An 18,882-nucleotide genomic window follows, 5' to 3' on the forward strand; every position below is an offset into this window, starting at 1 on the left:
AGCCCGTCCGGCGTTTGAGGACGAGGCCGAAGGCCGATTTTCGGGGGTGCCAGGGGGCGGAGCCCCATGGTATCGGGGAAGGGGCGGGTCTGGGGCGCCCCCCCGCGAGGGCTAGCGGCGGTGGTGTTTGCCGTCCAGTTCGTCCCACCACTCGTCGGACTTCGGGTCCCCCGAGGGGTCGTCCCACCAGCGGTCATCGGGCCCCCGCCGATTCGCGACCATCGCCGCCAGCGGCGGGATCACCATCGCCACCACGCACATCGCGACCGCCGCCGGGACCGACCAGAGCCGTACGACACCCCACGCCAGGACGAACAGGGCGAGGCACGTGCCCATCATGGCGAAGTACACCCGGCGCCGTCGCGCGTACATACGTCCAGCGTACGGCGGACCTCACCGAGAGAGGGCCGCGCGGCCCCACTAGAGTGGAACCCGGCTCTGTTACCGCCCACCCCAGCTCACCGAGGAGCACCCCGTGCTTGAGGCCTTCTTCTCCGCCCTCCTTGTCCTGGTCTGCGTCGGCGTCCTCGCCTTCGCCGGTCTGACCGTGAAGAAGCTGTACCAGGGCCAGCGCTGACCCCCACTGAGCCCCCCACCGAGAGACGCCTGAGCAATCCCATGATCGAGATCCCGTCCGACCTGCACCCCGACCTCGTCCCCCTCGCCTGGCTCCTGGGCAACTGGGCGGGCGCGGGCGTCACCGACTTCCCCGGCTCCCCGAAGGCGAACTTCGGGCAGGAGGTCTCCTTCACCCACGACGGACGGGACTTCCTGGAGTACCGGTCGCGCACGTGGATCCTCGACGCCGAGGGCAACAAGACCGAGCCCCTGGAGACCGAGTCCGGCTTCTGGCGCGTCGACAAGGAGCGCAAGGTCGAGGTCGTCATGGTCCGCCAGGACGGCGTCGTCGAGGTCTGGTACGGCGAGCTGGCCGACAAGAAGCCGCAGATCGACCTCGCCACCGACGCCGTGGCCCGCACCGCCGCCTCCGGCCCGTACAGCGGCGGCAAGCGGCTGTACGGCTATGTGAAGGGCGACCTGATGTGGGTCGGCGAGAAGCAGACCCCCGAGGTGCCGCTGCGGCCGTATATGTCCGCGCAGCTCAAGAAGGTCGTCACGCCCGAGGAGGTCGCCGACATGGCGCGCAACCTGGGTGACCTGCCCGACGACGGCATCGCCTTCTTCAAGTAGCCAATAAACTCGGGGACGTGGTGAGCGCCGACTCCGACTGGAAGAGCGATCTGCGGCAGCGCGGGTACCGCCTGACGCCGCAGCGCCAGCTCGTGCTGGAAGCCGTGGACGCCCTGGAGCACGCGACCCCCGACGACATCCTCTGCGAGGTCCGCAAGACGGCGTCGGGGATCAACATCTCCACGGTCTACCGCACCCTGGAGCTGCTTGAGGAGCTGGGCCTGGTCAGCCACGCCCACCTCGGCCACGGCGCGCCCACCTACCACTTGGCGGACCGCCACCACCACCTCCACCTGGTGTGCCGGGACTGCACCGGCGTCATCGAGGCCGACGTGTCGGTCGCCGCGGAGTTCACCGAGAAGCTGCGCGGCCTGTTCGGCTTCGACACCGATATGAAGCACTTCGCGATCTTCGGCCGCTGCGAGAAGTGCGGCGACGCCGCGGCCACGGACGGGGGCGCTCAGGCCGACGGGACCGACGGCGCCGGGGAGAAATAAACGGGGCCGCCCCCTGGTCGTAGTCTGTGTGAACATGAAGAGCCCTCTGCTGTCCCTGCCCGGCGCCGTCCCCGCCGAAGGAGCGGACGAAGGCGTGGCCGCCCACTACGGTGACCTGTTCCGCGAGCAGCGCGCCCTCGCCGACGGCACCGGTTTCGTCGACCTCTCGCACCGCGGCGTCGTCACCGTCAGCGGCGCCGACCGGCTGAGCTGGCTGCACCTGCTGCTCACCCAGCACGTCAGCGAGCTGCCCGCGGGCGAGGCCACCGAGGCCCTGATCCTCTCCGCCAACGGCCACATCGAACACGCCCTGTACCTCGTCGACGACGGCGAGACCATGTGGGCGCACGTCGAGCCGGGCACGCAGGACGCGCTCATCGCGTACCTGGAGAGCATGAAGTTCTTCTACCGCGTCGAAGTCGCCGACCGCACCGAGGAGTTCGCGGTCGTGTACCTGCCCGCGGGCTCCATCGCCGCGGTGCCCGAGGGCGCCGCGGTCCGCGAGACCGCGTACGGGCGCGACCTGTTCCTGCCGCGCGCCCGGCTCGCCTCCTTCGCCGAGGACCACGGGCCCGTCGCCGGGATCCTCGCGTACGAGGCGCTGCGCGTCGAGCAGCACCGGCCCCGGCTCGCCTTCGAGACCGACCACCGGACCATCCCCCACGAGCTGGGCTGGATCGGCACCGCCGTGCACCTCCAGAAGGGCTGCTACCGCGGCCAGGAGACCGTCGCCCGCGTCCAGAACCTCGGCAAGCCGCCGCGCCGTCTGGTCTTCCTCCACCTCGACGGCAGCGAGGTGCACCTGCCGGTGCACGGCACGCCGCTGCACCTCGCCTCGGACGGGCCCGAGGGGCGGAAGCTGGGCTTCATCACCACCTCCGTACGCCATCACGAGCTGGGGCCCATCGCGCTGGCGCTGGTGAAGCGGAACGTGCCGCTGGACGCGGAGCTTCTCGCTGGCGGGGTCGCCGCGGCACAGGAACCCGTGGTCGAGCCGTAGCCTGGCGTGGGCGCCCCGCACCGCCCCCATCGGCGCTCCGCGCCTCGCCCTCAAGCGCCGGGCGGGCTGGATTCTGCCGGTCGCGGCAGAGTTCCAGCCCGTCCGGGGTGCCATGCGTCCCGCGAGGGTCAGACGTCCAGGAGGACCGTGAAGGGGCCGTCGTTGGTGAGGCTCACCCGCATGTGCGCGCCGAAGCGCCCGGTGGCCACCGTGGCCCCCAGCGCCCGCAGCTGGGCCACCACCTCCTCGACCAGCGGCTCCGCCACGTCCCCGGGCGCCGCCGCGTTCCACGTGGGCCGCCGCCCCTTGCGGGCATCCCCGTACAGGGTGAACTGGCTGATCACGAGCAGCCCCGCCCCCACGTCCGAGCAGGACTTCTCGTCGTGCAGCATCCGCAGCGTCCACAGCTTGCGGGCCAGCCGCGCCGCCTGCTCCTTGGTGTCGTCGTGCGTGACCCCCACCAGGACGCACAGGCCCTCGCCGGTGATCTCGCCGACCGTCTCGCCGTCCACGACGACGCTCGCGCCGTCCACCCTCTGCACCACCGCACGCATACGGACCATCATGCCTGCCCCCGTGCGCCCTCCGTGCGCCTGCCCAGAACCCCCCATCCGGGGCCGATTGGGGTCACTCGGGCACTGTGGGGCCACGGGGGGTGGCACGATGCTCACACGCGGTGTACCGCACCGGCTGAGGGGACGGTAGAGCACCATGAGCACATCCAGCACGCCCAGGGCATCCAGGGCACCCGGGGCGACCGGCGTGGGCGGCGCGAGCCTGCCGCGGCCGCCCGCGCAGCGCACCGACAGCCCCGTGCTGCCGGAGCGGCCCGCGCGGGACCTGACCGCGCTGCGCCTGGCCGAGCTGCGGGAGCTGCGCCGCGCCGCGCAGCAGGACGAGGCCGACCTGAGCTACGTACGGCGGCTGCTCCAGGGCCGCATCGACATCCTGCGGGCCGAGACGGCGCGGCGCACGGGCGCGCGGCCCGAGGGGGCGCCCGCGGCCCCCGGCGCCGGGGCGGGCCTCGTCGTGGACCGGCTCCCGGAGATCCTCCAGGACGGCCCGGCCCGGCACCGCTCCTCCGCCCGGCACGTCACGCTCGGCACCCCGCACAGCGAGGAGTACCGCCGCCTGGCCGCCGACATGCTCGCCGAGGTCGAGCTGTCCGACCTCGCCGCCCGCACGGACGACGAGCTGCACCAGGCGATGGGCCGCCTCGTGCGCTACGAGCGGCAGGTCTCCCGGCGCCGCCAGGAGATGCAGCGGACCACCGACGATTGCAGCGCGGAGATCGCGCGCAGGTACCGTGAAGGCGAAGCACAAGTAGACGACCTGCTCGCGTGACCCCGACGGCGCCGCCGTCCCGGCCTTCCCGCGGCGGGTCCGTCGCACCACCCGCAGGAAGGCCGAACGATGACGCCGACGTCCGCCGCCACCCCCGTCATACCCCCGGTCCTCGCCGAAGTCGTACGGTCAGGCTTCGTCGAGGGCCGCCACCGGGGGAGCCTCGTGGTCCTCGGCGCCGACGGCGAGGTGGAGCTCGCGCTCGGCGACGTCACCGCGCCGGTGTTCCCGCGCTCCGCCAACAAGCCGATGCAGGCCGCGGCCGTGCTGCGGGCCGGGCTCGACCTGGCGGGGGAGCGGCTCGCGCTCGCCGCCGCCAGTCACTCCGGTGAGACCTTCCACCGCGATCTCGTACGGAAGATGCTCAGCGAGCACGGTCTGACCGCCGCCGAGCTGCGGTGCCCGCCCGACCTGCCGCTCGACCCGGCCGAGGCGGAGACGTACCTGGCCGCCGGGGCCGTCCGCGACCGCGTCACCATGAACTGCTCCGGCAAGCACGCGGCGATGCTCGCGGCCTGCGACCTCAACGGCTGGCCCAAGGACACCTACCTCGACCCCGGGCACCCCCTCCAGGTGCTGATCCGGGACGTCGTCGAGGAGGCCGCGGGCGAGCCCGTCGCCGCCGTCGGCACGGACGGCTGCGGGGCGCCGCTCATGGCGATCTCCCTCACCGGGCTCGCCCGCGCCTACCGGCACTTCGTGCGCGCCGCCGAGGGCACCCCGGAGCGGCGCGTCGCCGACGCCATGCGGGCCCACCCCGAGTACGTCGCCGGGACGCGGCGGCCCGACACGTGGCTGATGCGCGAGCTGCCGGGGACGCTGTCCAAGATGGGCGCGGAGGCCGTGCAGGCGGTCGCCCTCGCCGACGGGCGGGCGCTCGCCTTCAAGATCGACGACGGCGCGACGCGCGCCCTGGGCCCGGTCCTGGCCCACGCCCTGCGCCACCTGGGCGTCGACGCCCCCGTCCTCAACCGCGTCGGCCACGCCCCCCTCCACGGCGGCGCCCAGGAGGTCGGCCACATCCGCGCGGTGTTCTAGGCGCAGTCGGCCGGATGTGCCCCGTCCCGCCGTCGCGAGTCCGCGGGTCCGCCGTGGCCGCCCGCGCAGTTCCCCGCGCCCCTCCGGGCCGCGGACCACCGCCCCGCCTCCGCACGGGCGGCGGCCCGGAGGGGAAGAGGCCCTGCACGCGCCGACGGCGCTCAGCCCCGGTAGGGAGCGGTCCCCTGTCACGGCCCCGCACGGGCGGCGGCCCGGAAGGGGGAGAGGCCCCGCACGCGCCGACGGCGCTCAGCCCCCGCTGGGAGCGGTACCCCGTCACGGGCCCGCACGGGCGGGCGGGTGGGAAAGGAAAGAACCCCGCAGCGGGCCTAGAGGCCAGAAGACCGTGGGGCGGCGTCGGCAAGTCCGCCGCCCCACGGCCAGGGGCACCCCCGCCCCGCTCAACGGCTGACCGAACTCCCGGCTCCCCTCCGGATGAGAGCCCGGCCAGCCCGTCTGGTCGAGTCGTCACCAACCGCGCCAGCGAACCGCAGGGGCCCGACCAGGTCGTCATGAGTTGGCTACCAACTTCAAGGGACTTATCTCCGCGATGGTGCGTCTCATAACCACCTTCCCAGCAACTCCCCAAAGATGGCGAGAAGTTGTAACGTTTTGGTTGTGAGCACGGACCACGCCTCCGTCGAGGAGCGGGAGAGGCCGAGCGCGCCCCACCGCTCGCATCGCGATGTGGCCGACGTGCTGCGGGACCGGATCAGGTCCGGGCAGTTGCGGCCGGGCCAGCGCATGCCGACGCAGGCGGCGCTCGCGACCGAGTTCGGCGTGGAGCGCGGTGCCGTGCGGCGGGCCCTGCGGATCCTGCAGAGCGAGCACCTGCTGGCGAACGTGTCGAAGGGCAGCCCGGCGACGGTCGCGGCCCCGGCGGGCCCCGTCCCGGACGCGGTGCGGCCCGAGCCCACGATGGTCGGGCTCGCGCCCCGGGTCGCCGCGGCCTTCCAGGCGCCGCACGTGGAGATCGACGCGCTCTGCCTCACCGCGATATCGCTGACGCTGGCGATCGGCGAGCCGCTGCGCCAGATCCACGCGGGCCGACTGAAACCGGCCAAGGTCGACGTCCGCGTCCTGCTGCCGAGCCGGGACATCGACCTCGCCTTCCCGGCGCCCGTGGCGGGCCCGGACGCGGGCGGCCAGGTGCACCGCCGCTGGCTCGACCAGCGCAACGCGCAGGGGCAGGTGCTGCGGCACAACCTGCTCACGCTGCGTACGACGCACCAGATCGACGTGCGGGTGGAGTTCCGGGCGCTGCCGTTCACGCCGCCGGTGAAGCTGTACCTGCTGAACGGGACCGAGGCGCTGTTCGCGTACTACACGCTGACCAAGCGCGGGGTGGAGATCGGCCAGGAGCACCTGGAGATGTGGGACGCGCAGGGAACGCGGTCGACGCTGTTCCCGTTCCACCAGGGGGACGGGGCGCGGGACACGACGTTCGTGGAGCAGTCCCACCTGTGGTTCGACGCCCTGTGGAGCACGATCAGTGAGGACCTGAAGCTGGATCCGGGTCCGTAGCGCGGCCCGCGGGGCGTGCGGGCCGGGCGTTGCCGGACAGCGTCGTACGTCGTGCGTCGTACGACGTGCGCCGTGCGCCGGGCCGGGGCTAGAGCGCGGGGCCCGTGACCAGCAGCGCGAGGACGAACGCGCCGAGGGAGCTGCACGTGGTGTTCCGCGCCTTGACGCCCACGGTCAGCAGGACCAGGCCGACGATGCCGAGGGTTCCGTACTTCCACTGCACGAACTGCTCGACGGTGACCGTGAACACGGCTGCGAGGAGGGCTATGGCGGGCATGGTGGTTCCCCCTTCTGCCATCTTGGAAGAGTTGGCAGCCAACTCAAGGAAGTTGTCCCCACTTGGTTGATATCCATAAACAACTATCCATCCAACTCCCCTGAGATGGCGAGGAGTTGTATCGTCAGGCCGTGACCAAGGAGAACGGTGCCGTGACCGGCAGTGGAAAGACCTCCCCGCAGGACATCGCCGAGGCCCTGCGCGACCGCATCCGCACCGGCACCCTCAAGGCGGGCGACCGCCTGCCCACCCAGGCCCAACTGGCCCAGGAGTTCGGTGTGGAGCGGGGCACGGTGCGCCAGGCGCTGCACCGCCTCCAGCGGGACGGGCTGCTCAACCACATCAGCAAGGGCAGCCCCCGCGCGTCGCCGCCCCGCCGGAGACCGCCGGGCCCCCGGCGCTCGCCCCCCAGCCGTCGATGGTGGCCCTCGCGCCGCGCCTGGTGGAGGCGTTCCAGGCGCCCAGGGTGCGGGTCGACGCGGTGTCGTACACGGCGGAGACGCTGATGAACGCGCTCAGCGAGCCGATCCGCCAGGTCCACGCGGGCGTGGTCCGCCCGGACTCCATCGACGTACGCATCCTGCTGCCCAGCAGCGACATCGACCTCGCCTTCCCCGTGCCGGTGGGGCGGGTCGGGCGGAAGGGCGGGGAGGACGGCGCGGAGAAGGCGCGGCTGCACCAGCGGTGGCTGGCGCAGCGCAACGCGCAGGGGCAGGTGCTGCGGCACAACCTCCTCACCCTGCGCGGCGCCCCGCACGGCGTGGACGTCCATGTGACGTTCCGCGCGCTGCCGTTCACCACGCCGGTGAAGCTGTACCTGCTGAACGGGGCCGAGGCGCTGCTCGCGTACTACACCCCGGCGCGCGCGGAGCTGGAGCTGGACGCCGAGGGTGCGGAGACCCTGGAGGCGTACGACGTGCACGGCCTCCAGACGCCGCTGTTCTCCTTCGCCGGGGGCGGCGGCGCGCGCGATGCCGGGTTCGTGACGGAATCGCAGAAGTGGTTCGACGCCCTCTGGGAAACGATCACGACGGACCTAACACTCTCTTAGGTGACTTCTGAAGAGAGTGATCCGCTGGAGAGCCCCCGGAAGCTGATCGGCGTCGTGCGCTTCGTGCTCTTCGACTTCGACGGGCCGATCTGCGGCCTCTTCGCCGGGCACTCGGCGAAGCGGGTGGCCCGGGAGCAGATCAGCTGGCTGCGCGGGCAGGGCCTCGGCGCGCTGGTCCCGGCGCGGGGCGCCGCCGAGGGCGATCCGCACGCCGTGCTGCGCGAGCTGGACCTGCGCCACCGCGGCAGCGACCTCGTCACGGTCCTTGAGGAGCAGCTCACGCAGGCGGAGGTGAGGGCGGCGTCCTCGGCCCGGCCGACGCCGTACGCCGACGTGCTGATCCGCACCTGGTCGGCGGTGGGCGCGGGGCTCGCCGTCGCCACCAACAACTCGCCGCAGGCCGTGACCCGTTATCTGGAGGGCCGCGGCCTGCTGTCCTGCTTCGCCCCCCATATCTACGGCCGGACCCGGAACCTCCACCTCCTGAAGCCCGACCCGCACTGCGTGCACCGCGCCCTGGCCGCGCTCGGCGCCGACCCCGCCGAGTCCCTGATGATCGGCGACAGCCCCGCCGACTACTTGGCCGCCCGCGCCGCGGGCACCCACTTCCTCGGCTACGCCCGCGATGCCCGCAAGGAACTCCTCCTGCGCGAGGCGGGCGCCCAGCATGTCGTGACGTCCCTGCTCCCGGTCCTCGACCTGCTGCGGAGCGAGCGGCGGTGACGTGGGACGCGGGCGGGGGCGGCCTGGGGCGCGGGTGCGGTGACCTGGGGCGTGGGTGCGGTGACCTGGGGTCCGCTGTCCTCCTGGACGGCGTCCGGTCGACCGGACGGGGTGCGGGTCACCCCCAAGTGGCCAGGTGAGATTGTGGACTTGGCGGGTGCTGGCTATACCTTTGCGCTGCTCTTCGTCATCGATCCGGTCCTGGGCGGAAAGTAACGTGCCATGCCATTTGACCCCGCTGCGTCCGCCTGGGACAGCGCTGTGCGTGCGAGCGGTGGGCTGAGCGAGATCGTCGGGCCCCTGGAGGGCTACCACCACGAGACGTACGTCTTCGCGCTGCCCGAGGGGGTCGGCGAGGGGCGCTGGAAGTGCCGGGCGCCGCGCGCCGAGCTGCTCTGGTTCGACCGGCGCTGCTTCCACTCCGAGGAGGAGCTGCTCGTCGCGCTGTCCGGGCGCGTCGCGCGCATCCCGGAGGTGTTGCAGAGGGAAACGTTCCGGCTTCAGCGCTTCGTCGAGGGGCAGACGCTGGGCCAGCGGTGCGGAATCGGTACGGCGGTCCCCGCCGCCCTGGTCGACCAGATCATCGCGCTCTTCCGCGACATCGTGCGCGTCGCCCCGGAGTCCCTGGCCGTGGAGCGGCGCTGCGCGGCGGAGGACCGCCCGCAGGACGGGGACACCGACGGGTTCGTCGAGCGGCTGGTGCACTTCACCGAGCAGCGGGTGTTCCTGGAGAACGAGTCCCGCTTCGGCGGTCTCTTCAAGGAGTTCGGCATCGGGCGCGATGCCTTCCGGGTGCTGCGGGAGCGGGTGTCCGGGCTGCGCCCGCGGCCCTTCTGCCTGCTCCACGGCGATCTGCACCGGGAGAACTTCATCGTCGACCCCGCCGGGCTGCTGTGGACCATCGACTGGGAGCTGGCGATGGTCGGCGACCCCCTGTACGACCTCGCCACTCATCTGCATCTGATGCGCTACACCCCGGACCAGGCCCGTGAGGTGCGCCGCCGCTGGTGCGAGGCGGTGGAGGCGGTGCGGCCCGGCAGCTCCGCCGGGTGGCGGGCGGACCTGCCGAAGATCCTGGACTACAAGCGGGCCCAGTCGGTGTTCACCGACGTGATCCGCGGTGCCCGGCTGCTGGGGTCGGGGGCGCCGCCGGAGCCCGCGGCGGAAAGAGTCAGGGCGGCCCTGGAGGCCGCCCGCCCCGCCCTCGGCCTCGGCCCGGCCCCGTCCCGGGAGGACGTGGCGGACGCCCTCAGGCGGTGGGCCTGAGGTCAGGCGCACCACGGCAGGCCCGCGGCGAGCTGGGTGAAGGCCCGGTCGGCGGCGTGGGTGGCGTCCGGGTGGACGTCCGCCGCGGGCTCGCCCGCGGCGACGCGGCGCCAGTTCTCCAGGGCCAGGACGCGCTGCGTGGCGAGTATCTGCGCGGCGGCCAGGCGGGCTTCCAAGGGGGAGTGGCCGAGGGCGTCGGCGAGGGAGTCGGCGAGGGCTTGCTCGGAGCGCTCCTGGTAGGCGTACAGGCGGCCCACCAGGGACGGCGTGCCGTACAGCAGGTGGTGGAAGGCGAGGACGCCCGGCGCGTCGTTGAGGCCGGTGACCGGGTCGCGTCGGTCGAGGCCGTCGAGGAAGTGCCGTCGCAGCGCGTCCAGGGGGAGCGGTCGGAGGGGCGGTCCCGGACGACGCGGGCGGCCTCGTCCTCGTGGTCGGCGAAGCGGTGCAGGACGAGGTCCTCCTTCGCCGGGAAGTACCGGAACAGGGTCGGCTTGGAGATCTCCGCGGCGGCGGCCACCTCCGCGACCGACACCTTGTCGAAGCCGCGCTCCAGGAACAGCTGGATCGCGGCCTCCGAGACGGCTCGGTACATCCGCTGCCGCTTCAGCTCGCGCAGGCCGACGGGGGGCTCGTCGGCGGGTGTGGCCGCCGCGGCGTTCGTGCTCGTGCCGCCGGTGTTCGCGCTGCCGGTGCTCGTGCCACGGGTGCTCGCGCTGCCAGTGTTCGTGCCGCCGGTGTTCGCGCGGCGGGTGTTCGTTCTCGTCGAGCCCGTGCCCGTGCCGTCCGTGCGCGTTGAGCCCGTGCCGTCCGTGCGCGTTGAGCCCGTGCCGTGGTGGTCGTCGCCGGTCATGGGGACAGCTTACCCCACGAATGAGTCTCAGTAATATATGTAACTCGGTAACGTTTTGCTGTACGGTGGTGGGTATGACGCCACTGGACGAGGCGCTCGCTCGGGAGCGCCGGTATCACGACACCTGCCGCGCCGCCCTGGCCGCCATGGTCGAGGGGGCCCAGGAGCAGGTGGTCAGCGGCGCGGACGTCTCGGCGTCCGGCGCCGACGCCGAGGTGCTCGGCTACCAGCTCCGCAGCAAGGCCAAGGAGCTGCGCGAACTGCCCGACGCGCCGCTGTACTTCGGCCGTCTCGACTTTGCCGCGGACGCCCCGGAGGCGGGCGACCACCGCGGGCAGCGGTACCACATAGGCCGTCTGCGCATCACCGAGCACCCGGCCGCCCCGCCCCTCGTCGTCGACTGGCGCGCCCCCGTCTCGCGCGCCTTCTACCAGGCCAGCGCCCGTGACCCCCAGGGCGTCGCCGTGCGCCGCCGGTTCGGCTGGGCGCCCGGCAGCAAGGGCGACTCCGCGGACCTCACGGGACTGGAGGACGAGCACCTGGGCTCCGGCGAGCCCGACGCCGCCCCGAGCCGCATCCTCACCGGCGAGATCGAGCGCCCCCGCGTCGGCCCGATGCGGGACATCGCCGCCACCATCCAGCCCGAGCAGGACGACCTGGTGCGCGCCCCGCTCACGGCCTCGGTCTGCGTGCAGGGCGCCCCCGGCACCGGCAAGACCGCCGTCGGCCTGCACCGGGCGGCGTATCTGCTGTACACCCACCCGCAGCGCGTGCAGCGCTCCGGCCTGCTGATCCTCGGCCCCAACCGCACGTTCCTGCGGTACATCGCGGAGGTCCTGCCCTCCCTCGGCGAGACCGGAGTGCGCCAGTCCACGGTCCTCGACGAGATAGCGCGCCAGCCGGTCGGCGCCGTGGACGCCCCGGCCGCCGCCCTGGTCAAGCACGACGCCCGCATGGCCGAGGTGCTGCGCCGCGCCCTGTACGCGCGCGTGACGCCGGGCGCCGCCGCGCTCGCGGTGCCCGACGGGTCCTACCGCTGGCGGATCTCCGCCGACGAGCTGGACCGGATCGTCCAGGACGTCCGCGCGGAGGAGCCGCCGTACGACACGGGCCGCGAGCGCGTGCGCAGCCGCGCCGTGCGGCACATCCAGGAGCAGGCCGAGCGCCGCGCGGGCCCGGTGACCAACGCCTGGGTGCAGCGGATCTCGCGCGCCCGCCCCTCTCGGCGTTCGTCGACGCGGCCTGGCCGAAGGCACGGCCCGAGGAGGTCCTGTACGAACTCCTCGGGGACGCGCGGGCGTTGGCGCGCGCGGCCGACGGGATCCTCACCGCCGACGAGCAGCGGTCCCTGCTGTGGGCCAAGCCCCCGCGCTCGTACAAGTCGGCCCGGTGGACCGCCGCGGACCTCGTCCTGCTCGACGAGCTGGCCGGGCTCATCGAGAGACCCGAGGGGTACGGCCACATCGTGGTCGACGAGGCGCAGGACCTCTCGCCGATGGAGTGCCGCGCCATCGCCCGGCGCGCCGACTTCGGCTCGCTCACGGTGCTCGGCGACCTCGCGCAGGGCACCACGCCGTGGGCCGCCCGCGCCTGGCCGGAGCTGCTCGCCCACCTGGGCAAGCCGGACGCCGCCGTCACCGCGCTCACCACCGGCTTCCGCGTGCCGCAGGCGGTGGTGGCGCTCGCCAACGACCTGCTCGCCGCCCTCGACGTGGACGTGCCGCCCGCGCGTTCCCTGCGGCGGGACGGCGAGCTGACGGTCCGCGCGGTGGCGGACGTGGTCGCCGCCGCCGTCGACGCCGTGCGCGGGGCGCTCGACCGGGAGGGGTCCATCGGGGTCATCGCGGCGGACGCGGACGTGCCGCGGCTGCGGGCGGCCCTCGCGGAGGCGGGCGTGGAGGCCGCCGGGGCGGACGAGCTGGGGGCGCGGGTCACGGTGCTGCCCGCGTCGGTGGCCAAGGGGCTTGAGTACGACCACGTGGTGGTCGCCGAGCCGGTCGCCGTGGTGGAGGCGGAGCCGCGGGGGCTTCAGCGGTTGTATGTGGTGCTGACCCGGGCGGTTTCCCGGCTTGATGTGGTGCACAGCCGGGGGGTGCCGTGGCCTGCCGGTTCTTGAGGGGGCGGAGGTGGGGGCCTCGCGGGGGCGCCCCTTTCCCGAAACCAGGGGGCCAGCCCCCTGGCACCCCCGTTCGTCGGCCTGGCGGCCTCGCCCTCAAGCGCCGGACGGGCTGGACCGTCGCCGGGGCGGGCTGGAGGGTTCCGGGCCTACGTGGTGGCCACCTTCACTCCCAGCGCGATCAGGGTCGCGCCCGTGACGCGGTCCAGGATCTGGCGTGCTCGGGGGTGGGACAGGGAGGCGCGGGCTCGGGCGACGGCGTAGGTGTAGGCGCTGAGCCAGCCGATGGTGAGGGCGGCGTGGAGGGCGACGAGGAGGGACATGCCGAGGACGGGAGGGAGTTCGGAGGGGGCGAGGGTGGGGAGCAGGCCCGTGTAGAAGACGGCGATCTTCGGGTTCAGTACGTTGCTGACGAGGCCGGTGCGCCAGGGGTGGCCGGTGGCGGCGGGGCGCGCGGGGGTCTCGGTCGGGCGGCGGCGCAGGGCGCGTACGCCCAGGAGCACCAGGTAGGCCGCGCCCGCGAGCTTCACCGCCAGATAGGCACCGGCCGACGCGGCGAGCACCGCCGCGAGCCCGGCGACCGCGAGGGCGCCCCACGCCAGCAGGCCCGTGGCGATGCCGCTGACCGTGCGCAGGGCGTCCCGGGTGCCGGAGGCGACCGCGCTGCTGGTGACCAGCGCCATGTCGGGGCCGGGCAGCACGGTCAGCAGGGCCAGGGCGCCGGTGGCGGCGAGGAGGTCGCCGGTCATGCGGCGGAGTAGGGGTTCGCCGCCGCGCCCTCCGTGCTCAGCAGCACGACCGTGGCGGTCTCGTCCGCGCCCAGGGTGGCGCGGCGCGCGGCGGCGCCCTGGCCGGTGAGCGCCGCCCTGGCCCCCGCGAGGGACGCGGCGCCGCACGGCCCGGCGGACACGCCGAGCGCGGCGAGGTCGCGGGCCGCCGCGGCGGACTGGGCGTCGGTGACCGCGGTCGCCGCGTCCAGGCCGTCGCGGAGGCAGGGCCAGGCGAGGCTGGACAGGGTGCCGCAGTTCAGGCCCGCCATGGTGGTCTCGGCGGTGGGGACGGTCACCGGCGCGCCCTCGGTGAGGCTCGCCAGGCCCGGCGCGGCGGCCGTCGGCTCCACGGCGAGCAGCGCCGCGGGCCGCCGTCCCGCCGGGCGGCTGCGGTAGTGCGTGACGGCGGCCTGCGCCAGCGACCCCACGCCCACCGGCACGGCCACCAGGTCCGGCGTCCCGGCCCCGGCGGCGGCCACCTGCTCGTCGACCTCGGCGAACAGCGTGGAGTAGCCCTCCACGATGAGGCGCGGCACCTCCTCGTACCCGGGCCAGGCGGTGTCCTGCACCAGGACCGTGCCCGGCTCCCGGGCGGCCGCGGCGGCGAGCCGCACCACCTCGTCGTAGTCGCCGTCGACCCGGGTGACGCGGGCGCCCTCGCCCTCGATCGCGGCGGCCGCCCCCGGGTGCACGCCCCCGGAGACGAACACGTGCGCCCCGTGCCCGAGCCGCCGCGCGACCCGCGCCACCGCCCGGCCGTGGTTGCCGTCGGTGGCCGTGACCAGCTCCACGCGCTCGTCGTCCGCCCGCCCGGCGAGGACCCGGTGCACCGCCCAGGACGCGCCGAGCGCCTTGAACGCGGGCAGCCCGAGCCGCGCCGACTCGTCCTTGACGAAGACCCGGCCCACGCCCAACTCGGCGGCGAGAGACGGCAGTTCCGTCAGCGGCGTGGGCGCGTACTCCGGCAGCGCCGCGTGGAAGGCGCGGACGCCGACGGGTGCGGGCGCGGTGGTCCAGGCGCGCGCGGCGGGACGGGCGTACCAGGAGAGACGGGGTTCCACGGGAGGTTCCACAGGAGTCATACGGCCACCCTGCGGCCCCCGGGACCCGTCGGTCCAGCTCATCTTTCCGACCTATATTCGTCGGAGAAACCGAACATAAGCGGGCCGCCCGCCGCCCCCGCCCCGGCCGGACGACCGGGCCCACGCGGGGCCGTCCGCCGCCGGACCGGCGGTCGTGCGCGGGCCGCGCGCCGCGAGGACCGAGGATCGGGGCCCGTCGTGTACGACCTCCACCGGCTGCGCCTGCTGCGCGAGCTGAAGCACCGCGGCACCCTGGCCGCGGTCGCCGCCGCCCTCTCGTACAGCCCCTCGTCGGTCTCCCAGCAGCTGTCCCAGCTGGAGGCGGAGGCCGGGGTGGCGCTGCTCGAACCCGTGGGGCGGCGGGTGCGGCTCACCGAGCAGGCCGAGATCCTCGTCGGCCACGCCGAGGCGGTTCTGGAGCGCCTGGAGCGCGCCGAGGCCGACATCGCCGCCTCGCTGCGCGAACTCACCGGCACCCTGCGGATCGCCGCGTTCCAGACCGCCGCCCTCACCCTGGTCCCGGCCGCCCTGACCGTCCTGCGCGCGGCCCATCCGCGGCTGCGCGTCCACGTCACCCAGGCCGAACCGGAACGGGCCCTGCCCGCCCTGCTCGCCCGGGACTTCGACCTGGTCGTCGCCGAGGAGTACCCGGGTGGCGCCGAGCCGCGCTCCGACGTGCTCGAACTCCAGGAGCTGTGCGAGGACCCGATGCGCCTGGCCCTCCCGGCGGCGGACGGCCCGCCGCGCCCCGGCGACGACGACCCTGGTGTTCACGGCGTTCACGGCGTTCACGGCGTTCATGGCGGGCGCGGCGGGCGCGCGGACCCGCGGGCCGAGCTGCGGGCGCTCGCCGGGCACCCCTGGGTCATGGAGCCCGAGGGCACCGCGGCCCGGCACTGGGCGCTGACGCTGTGCCGGGAGGCCGGGTTCGAGCCCGACGTCCGCTTCGAGTCCACCGACCTGCTGGTCCATCTGCGCCTCGCCCAGGCCGGGCACGCCGCAGCGCTCCTGCCCGACCTGGTGTGGCAGGCGGCGACCCCGACGGTGGCCCTGCGGGAGCTGCCCCGCGGCCACGGGGCGCGGCGCATCTTCACCGTGGTGCGCCGCGGCAGCAGCCGCCACCCGGCGGCGACGGCGGCCCGGCGCGCCCTGCGCGAGGCGGCTCAGCTCGTCGGCTCCGGAGCGTCCGGCGTGTCCGGTCCCTCGGGGGCGTCCAGCGCGTCCAGCGCGGCCAGGACGTCCTCGGGTTCGGCCCGCAGGGCGTAGTCCGCCGCCACGAACGCCCACCGGATCACGCCGGAGCGGTCGATGACGTACGTGGCGGGCAGCGGCAGCGTCCGCCCGTTCCCGGCGCCGGTCTCCGCGAGGCCGAGGCCCAACGCCTCGTACAGCGCGGCGAGTTCGTCCCCGAGGTCGAAGGCGATGCCGAACTGCTTCGCCACGTCGCAGCCGACGTCGCTGAGCACGTCGAAGGCGAGCCCCTGCTTCTCGGCGAAGGACAGGGAGGCGTCCGGGACCTGCGGCGAGACGGCGACGAGCCGGGCGCCGCGCGCGGCCACGGCGTCGTGGTGCTCCTGGAGCGCCCGTAGCGCGAGGTTGCAGAAGGGGCACCACGCGCCCCGGTAGAAGGTGAGCACCACCGGCCCCTCGGCGAGCAGGCCGTCCAGGGACACCGGCGCCCCGGTCGCCGACGGGAGCGTGAAGCGCGGCGCGGGGGCGCCCACCGCCAGCGCGCGCTCCACGAGGCCGGACGCGGCGAGCGCGCGGCCGTTGCGGTCCATGACCTCGATCATCTCGGCGGAGAGCTTGAGGTGGCGGTTGTCGTGCACAGAGCGCAACTCGTCGCGCAGGCTCATGGGTCGCCCCTTCGGGGTCTCGGCGCGAAGCTAACTTGGAACGGTCGTTTCAGGATGGTGGCGGGCGCTCGGAGGCGTCAAGGGCTAAGTTGGAACGGCCAGTTCAGGATGTACGGGTGTGACGCGGGCGTGACGCGCGGCGCTGGCCTGATGGGTGCCGGGTGCCGGGTGCCGGGTGCCGGGTGCCGGGTGCCGGGTGCCGGGTATCAGGTGTCGGGTGTCGCTGATGTGAGGGTGTGAGGGGAGGGGCGGTCGTGCCCGATGTGAAGCACTTCGATCCGGACGTCGCCCTGGAGCGCGTCGAACGGCTCTTCTGGCGCGACGGCGCCGCCACGACCTCCATCCAGGCCGTCACCGCCGCTACCGGGCTCAACCGCTCCAGCCTGTACGCCACCTTCGGCGGCAAGCGGCAGCTCTACCTCGCCGCGCTGCGCCGCTATCTGCGCCTGCGGTCCCGGCCCGTGTGCGAGGCCATCGCCCGCGACGAGCGGGGCCTGCCCGCCGTGCGGGACTTCTTCGCGGCCCTGATCGACCTGCGCTGCACCGGCGAGCACGCCCGGTGGGGCTGCATGCTCGTCAACGCGTACGCGGCCGGGGAGGCCGCCGACCCGGAGGTGGGCGCCATCCTGGACGAGCACCACGAGCGCCTCCGGGGCGCGCTGCGCACCGCCCTGGAGACCGCCCGCGCCCGGGGCCAGCTCGCCCCGGGCGTGGCCGCCGACGTCACCGCCGAGACGCTGGTCCTGCTCGCGTACGGCGTGAACCTGCGCTCCCGCGCCGGGGCGAGCCCCGAGGCGCTGCACCGGACGGTGGCGGCGACCCTCGGGAGCCTGGCGGGCCACGCGGGACGCACGGGCCCCACGGACCACACAGGCCCCACAGACCACACGGACCACACGGGCTAAGCGGGCCAAGCGGGCCGCGAAGGCCACGCGGGCGGACTCGCGGACCTCGACGGACCGCCCCCGCCCCAGGCGCCTGACGCCACCCCGCCCCGAAGCGGACGCGCCCCCGCCCCGAAGCGGACGCGCCGCCGCCCGAAGCGGACGCCCCGCCGCCCCCGCCGCTCGGCCCGCGCATGGCTCTGACCGGTGCCTCAGTGGCGCGTACAGAGGTGCCACGGTGGCGCTTCCTCGCCCGAGGAGGCTGGCGCCGGGGCGCCTTAACGCACTCTTGACGCCGGGTTCTGGGCTCGGACGGATCCGGTAAGTGGCCTCATAGCAGCAGGTCAGAGGGTGCTTTACGGCCGTTCGCGGATCCGGGAACCGGATGGTGGCACCACCGGGTGCCAATGGCGCTTGCGTTGGTGCCATGGTGATGCCATGCTGGCGTCATGGACCTCGGGGCTCCAGCGTCCTGGAACGCCGGGTCGCCGGAGTGACGCACGACCGAGACAGCTCACACCGTGCCGCCCGCCCCACCGGCGGGTCCGCACACCACAGCCCGGATAGGACGGCCATGCCTACCTTCGACACTCCCGAACCCCTCTCCGCCCTCGTCGAGTTCGAGATCGGCACCGCCCGGATCTCCGCCAGCAAGCGCCTCGACACCGTCGTGACGGTGCTGCCCAGCGACGGCCGCGAGGAGGCCGACGTCAAGGCCGCCGAGCAGGCCCAGGTCACCTGCGCGAACGGCCGCCTCGTGGTCAAGGGCCCGAAGAAGCGCTCCATGTTCGGCAAGGGCGGCTCCGTCGAGGTCAACGTCGAGCTTCCGGCGGGCTCCGACGTGCAGGGATTCGCGCCCGCCGGGGTGTTCAGCGCCGAGGGCCGCCTCGGTGACGTCCGGTTCGAGTCCGCCGCCGGTGACATCCACGTGTCGGAGACCGGCGCGGCCTTCGTCAAGACCGAGCACGGCGACGTCCGCCTGGACCGCGCCACCGGCGACGTCGAGGTCGACGCGGCGGGCCGGATCGACCTCGGCAACATCGCGGGCGCCGCCACCGTCAAGAACCGCAAGGGCGACACCACCATCGGCGAGGTCACCGGCGAACTGCGCGCCAAGTCCGCCAACGGCCGCATCTCCGTGGGCGTCGCGCACGCCGGAGTCGAGGCCAGGACGGACAACGGCGCCATCAGGCTCGGCGAAGTGGCCCGGGGTCTGGTCACCCTCCAGACCGCCGACGGCGACGTGGAGGTCGGCATCCACCAGTCCAGCGCCGCCTGGCTCGAAGTGAACTCCCAGGCGGGCACCGTGCACAACTCGCTCGGCTCCACCGACGGGCCCGGCGAGGGCGCCGAGACCGTCCAGGTCCGCGCCCGCACCGGCCTCGGCGACATCGTGATCCGCCGCGCCTGACG

17 protein-coding genes and 3 pseudogenes are annotated in these 18,882 nt (G+C 74.2%); 13 read left to right on the forward strand and 7 right to left on the reverse strand.

The features are described from left to right. Positions 1 to 111: 111 nt before the first annotated feature. Positions 112 to 372 carry a DUF3099 domain-containing protein gene (locus tag ACOBQU_RS20700; protein WP_423628809.1) on the reverse strand — a complete coding sequence of 87 codons (261 nt, stop codon included), beginning with the start codon at positions 370 to 372 and terminating at the stop codon, positions 112 to 114. A gap of 246 nt (positions 373 to 618) precedes the next feature. Here ACOBQU_RS20700 and ACOBQU_RS20705 point away from each other — a divergent pair, with 246 nt between their 5' ends. The 3 genes from ACOBQU_RS20705 to ACOBQU_RS20715 are packed head-to-tail and all read left to right on the forward strand — an operon-like array spanning position 619 to position 2,688. Continuing rightward, positions 619 to 1,191, forward strand: a complete 573-nt coding sequence (locus ACOBQU_RS20705) for an FABP family protein (RefSeq protein ID WP_423628810.1) — start codon at positions 619 to 621, stop codon at positions 1,189 to 1,191. A 17-nt stretch (positions 1,192 to 1,208) separates the two neighbouring features. After that, complete coding sequence (locus tag ACOBQU_RS20710) at positions 1,209 to 1,688, forward strand: Fur family transcriptional regulator (protein ID WP_423628811.1); 480 nt, start codon at positions 1,209 to 1,211, stop codon at positions 1,686 to 1,688. 34 nt (positions 1,689 to 1,722) lie between these two features. Beyond that, entirely contained in the window at positions 1,723 to 2,688 is a 966-nt protein-coding gene (locus ACOBQU_RS20715; RefSeq protein ID WP_423628812.1) for a YgfZ/GcvT domain-containing protein, read from the forward strand. 128 nt (positions 2,689 to 2,816) lie between these two features. Here the strand turns inward: ACOBQU_RS20715 and dtd are convergent, their stop codons facing one another. Next, positions 2,817 to 3,242, reverse strand: a complete 426-nt coding sequence (gene dtd, locus ACOBQU_RS20720) for a D-aminoacyl-tRNA deacylase (RefSeq protein ID WP_423628813.1) — start codon at positions 3,240 to 3,242, stop codon at positions 2,817 to 2,819. Positions 3,243 to 3,399: 157 nt separating this feature from the next. Between dtd and ACOBQU_RS20725 the strand changes: the two genes are divergently transcribed. The 3 genes from ACOBQU_RS20725 to ACOBQU_RS20735 all read left to right on the forward strand — a co-directional run bounded on the left by ACOBQU_RS20725 (position 3,400) and on the right by ACOBQU_RS20735 (position 6,594). Then, a complete protein-coding gene (locus tag ACOBQU_RS20725) occupies positions 3,400 to 4,032 on the forward strand; it encodes an ABC transporter substrate-binding protein (protein ID WP_423628814.1) in 633 nt (210 codons plus the stop codon). A 69-nt stretch (positions 4,033 to 4,101) separates the two neighbouring features. Next, complete coding sequence (locus ACOBQU_RS20730; RefSeq protein WP_423628815.1) at positions 4,102 to 5,070, forward strand: asparaginase; 969 nt, start codon at positions 4,102 to 4,104, stop codon at positions 5,068 to 5,070. A gap of 591 nt (positions 5,071 to 5,661) precedes the next feature. Further along, positions 5,662 to 6,594 (forward strand): winged helix-turn-helix domain-containing protein, encoded by a 933-nt coding sequence (locus ACOBQU_RS20735; protein WP_423628816.1) that lies wholly within the window; start codon positions 5,662 to 5,664, stop codon positions 6,592 to 6,594. Positions 6,595 to 6,682: 88 nt separating this feature from the next. Here the strand turns inward: ACOBQU_RS20735 and ACOBQU_RS20740 are convergent, their stop codons facing one another. Next, positions 6,683 to 6,871, reverse strand: coding sequence for a hypothetical protein (locus ACOBQU_RS20740; protein WP_423628817.1), 189 nt, complete (start codon positions 6,869 to 6,871; stop codon positions 6,683 to 6,685). Between the two features lie 152 nt (positions 6,872 to 7,023). On the opposite strand from ACOBQU_RS20740, the pseudogene ACOBQU_RS20745 reads away from it, so the two are divergent. The 3 genes and pseudogenes from ACOBQU_RS20745 to ACOBQU_RS20755 all read left to right on the forward strand — a co-directional run bounded on the left by ACOBQU_RS20745 (position 7,024) and on the right by ACOBQU_RS20755 (position 9,911). Beyond that, positions 7,024 to 7,922 (forward strand): annotated as a pseudogene (locus tag ACOBQU_RS20745) (winged helix-turn-helix domain-containing protein). Beyond that, positions 7,923 to 8,645, forward strand: a complete 723-nt coding sequence (locus tag ACOBQU_RS20750; RefSeq protein WP_423628818.1) for an HAD family hydrolase — start codon at positions 7,923 to 7,925, stop codon at positions 8,643 to 8,645. 261 nt (positions 8,646 to 8,906) lie between these two features. Continuing rightward, positions 8,907 to 9,911 carry a phosphotransferase gene (locus tag ACOBQU_RS20755; RefSeq protein WP_423628819.1) on the forward strand — a complete coding sequence of 335 codons (1,005 nt, stop codon included), beginning with the start codon at positions 8,907 to 8,909 and terminating at the stop codon, positions 9,909 to 9,911. 2 nt (positions 9,912 to 9,913) lie between these two features. On the opposite strand, the pseudogene ACOBQU_RS20760 reads toward ACOBQU_RS20755, so the two are convergent. Then, positions 9,914 to 10,503 (reverse strand): annotated as a pseudogene (locus tag ACOBQU_RS20760) (TetR family transcriptional regulator). Between the two features lie 332 nt (positions 10,504 to 10,835). Here ACOBQU_RS20760 and ACOBQU_RS20765 point away from each other — a divergent pair. Continuing rightward, positions 10,836 to 12,877, forward strand: a pseudogene (locus ACOBQU_RS20765) (HelD family protein). A gap of 149 nt (positions 12,878 to 13,026) precedes the next feature. Here ACOBQU_RS20765 and ACOBQU_RS20770 read toward each other — a convergent pair. Together ACOBQU_RS20770 and ACOBQU_RS20775 are read right to left on the reverse strand one after the other, a co-directional pair. After that, positions 13,027 to 13,626 carry a LysE family translocator gene (locus ACOBQU_RS20770; RefSeq protein WP_423628820.1) on the reverse strand — a complete coding sequence of 200 codons (600 nt, stop codon included), beginning with the start codon at positions 13,624 to 13,626 and terminating at the stop codon, positions 13,027 to 13,029. Beyond that, the gene (locus ACOBQU_RS20775) at positions 13,623 to 14,729 is read right to left on the reverse strand and encodes a diaminopropionate ammonia-lyase (RefSeq protein WP_423628821.1); all 1,107 of its coding nucleotides are present in this window, start codon (positions 14,727 to 14,729) and stop codon (positions 13,623 to 13,625) included. The genes ACOBQU_RS20770 and ACOBQU_RS20775 overlap by 4 nt, the downstream gene beginning before the upstream one ends. Before the next feature lie 198 nt (positions 14,730 to 14,927). Between ACOBQU_RS20775 and ACOBQU_RS20780 the strand changes: the two genes are divergently transcribed. Then, complete coding sequence (locus ACOBQU_RS20780) at positions 14,928 to 15,995, forward strand: LysR substrate-binding domain-containing protein (protein WP_423628822.1); 1,068 nt, start codon at positions 14,928 to 14,930, stop codon at positions 15,993 to 15,995. Here the strand turns inward: ACOBQU_RS20780 and ACOBQU_RS20785 are convergent. After that, the gene (locus ACOBQU_RS20785; RefSeq protein WP_423628823.1) at positions 15,893 to 16,585 is read right to left on the reverse strand and encodes a peroxiredoxin-like family protein; all 693 of its coding nucleotides are present in this window, start codon (positions 16,583 to 16,585) and stop codon (positions 15,893 to 15,895) included. The two genes, ACOBQU_RS20780 and ACOBQU_RS20785, sit on opposite strands and share 103 nt — an antisense overlap. Positions 16,586 to 16,839: 254 nt before the next feature. Between ACOBQU_RS20785 and ACOBQU_RS20790 the strand changes: the two genes are divergently transcribed. Both ACOBQU_RS20790 and ACOBQU_RS20795 read left to right on the forward strand, forming a co-directional pair. Continuing rightward, positions 16,840 to 17,490, forward strand: a complete 651-nt coding sequence (locus ACOBQU_RS20790) for a TetR family transcriptional regulator C-terminal domain-containing protein (protein ID WP_423628824.1) — start codon at positions 16,840 to 16,842, stop codon at positions 17,488 to 17,490. 553 nt (positions 17,491 to 18,043) lie between these two features. Then, on the forward strand, positions 18,044 to 18,880 hold the full coding sequence (locus ACOBQU_RS20795; RefSeq protein WP_423628825.1) for a DUF4097 family beta strand repeat-containing protein: 837 nt from the start codon (positions 18,044 to 18,046) through the stop codon (positions 18,878 to 18,880). Positions 18,881 to 18,882 lie beyond the last annotated feature (2 nt).

It is taken from the genome of Streptomyces sp. G45, assembly GCF_049542095.1.
Classification (GTDB): Bacteria; Actinomycetota; Actinomycetes; order Streptomycetales; family Streptomycetaceae; genus Streptomyces.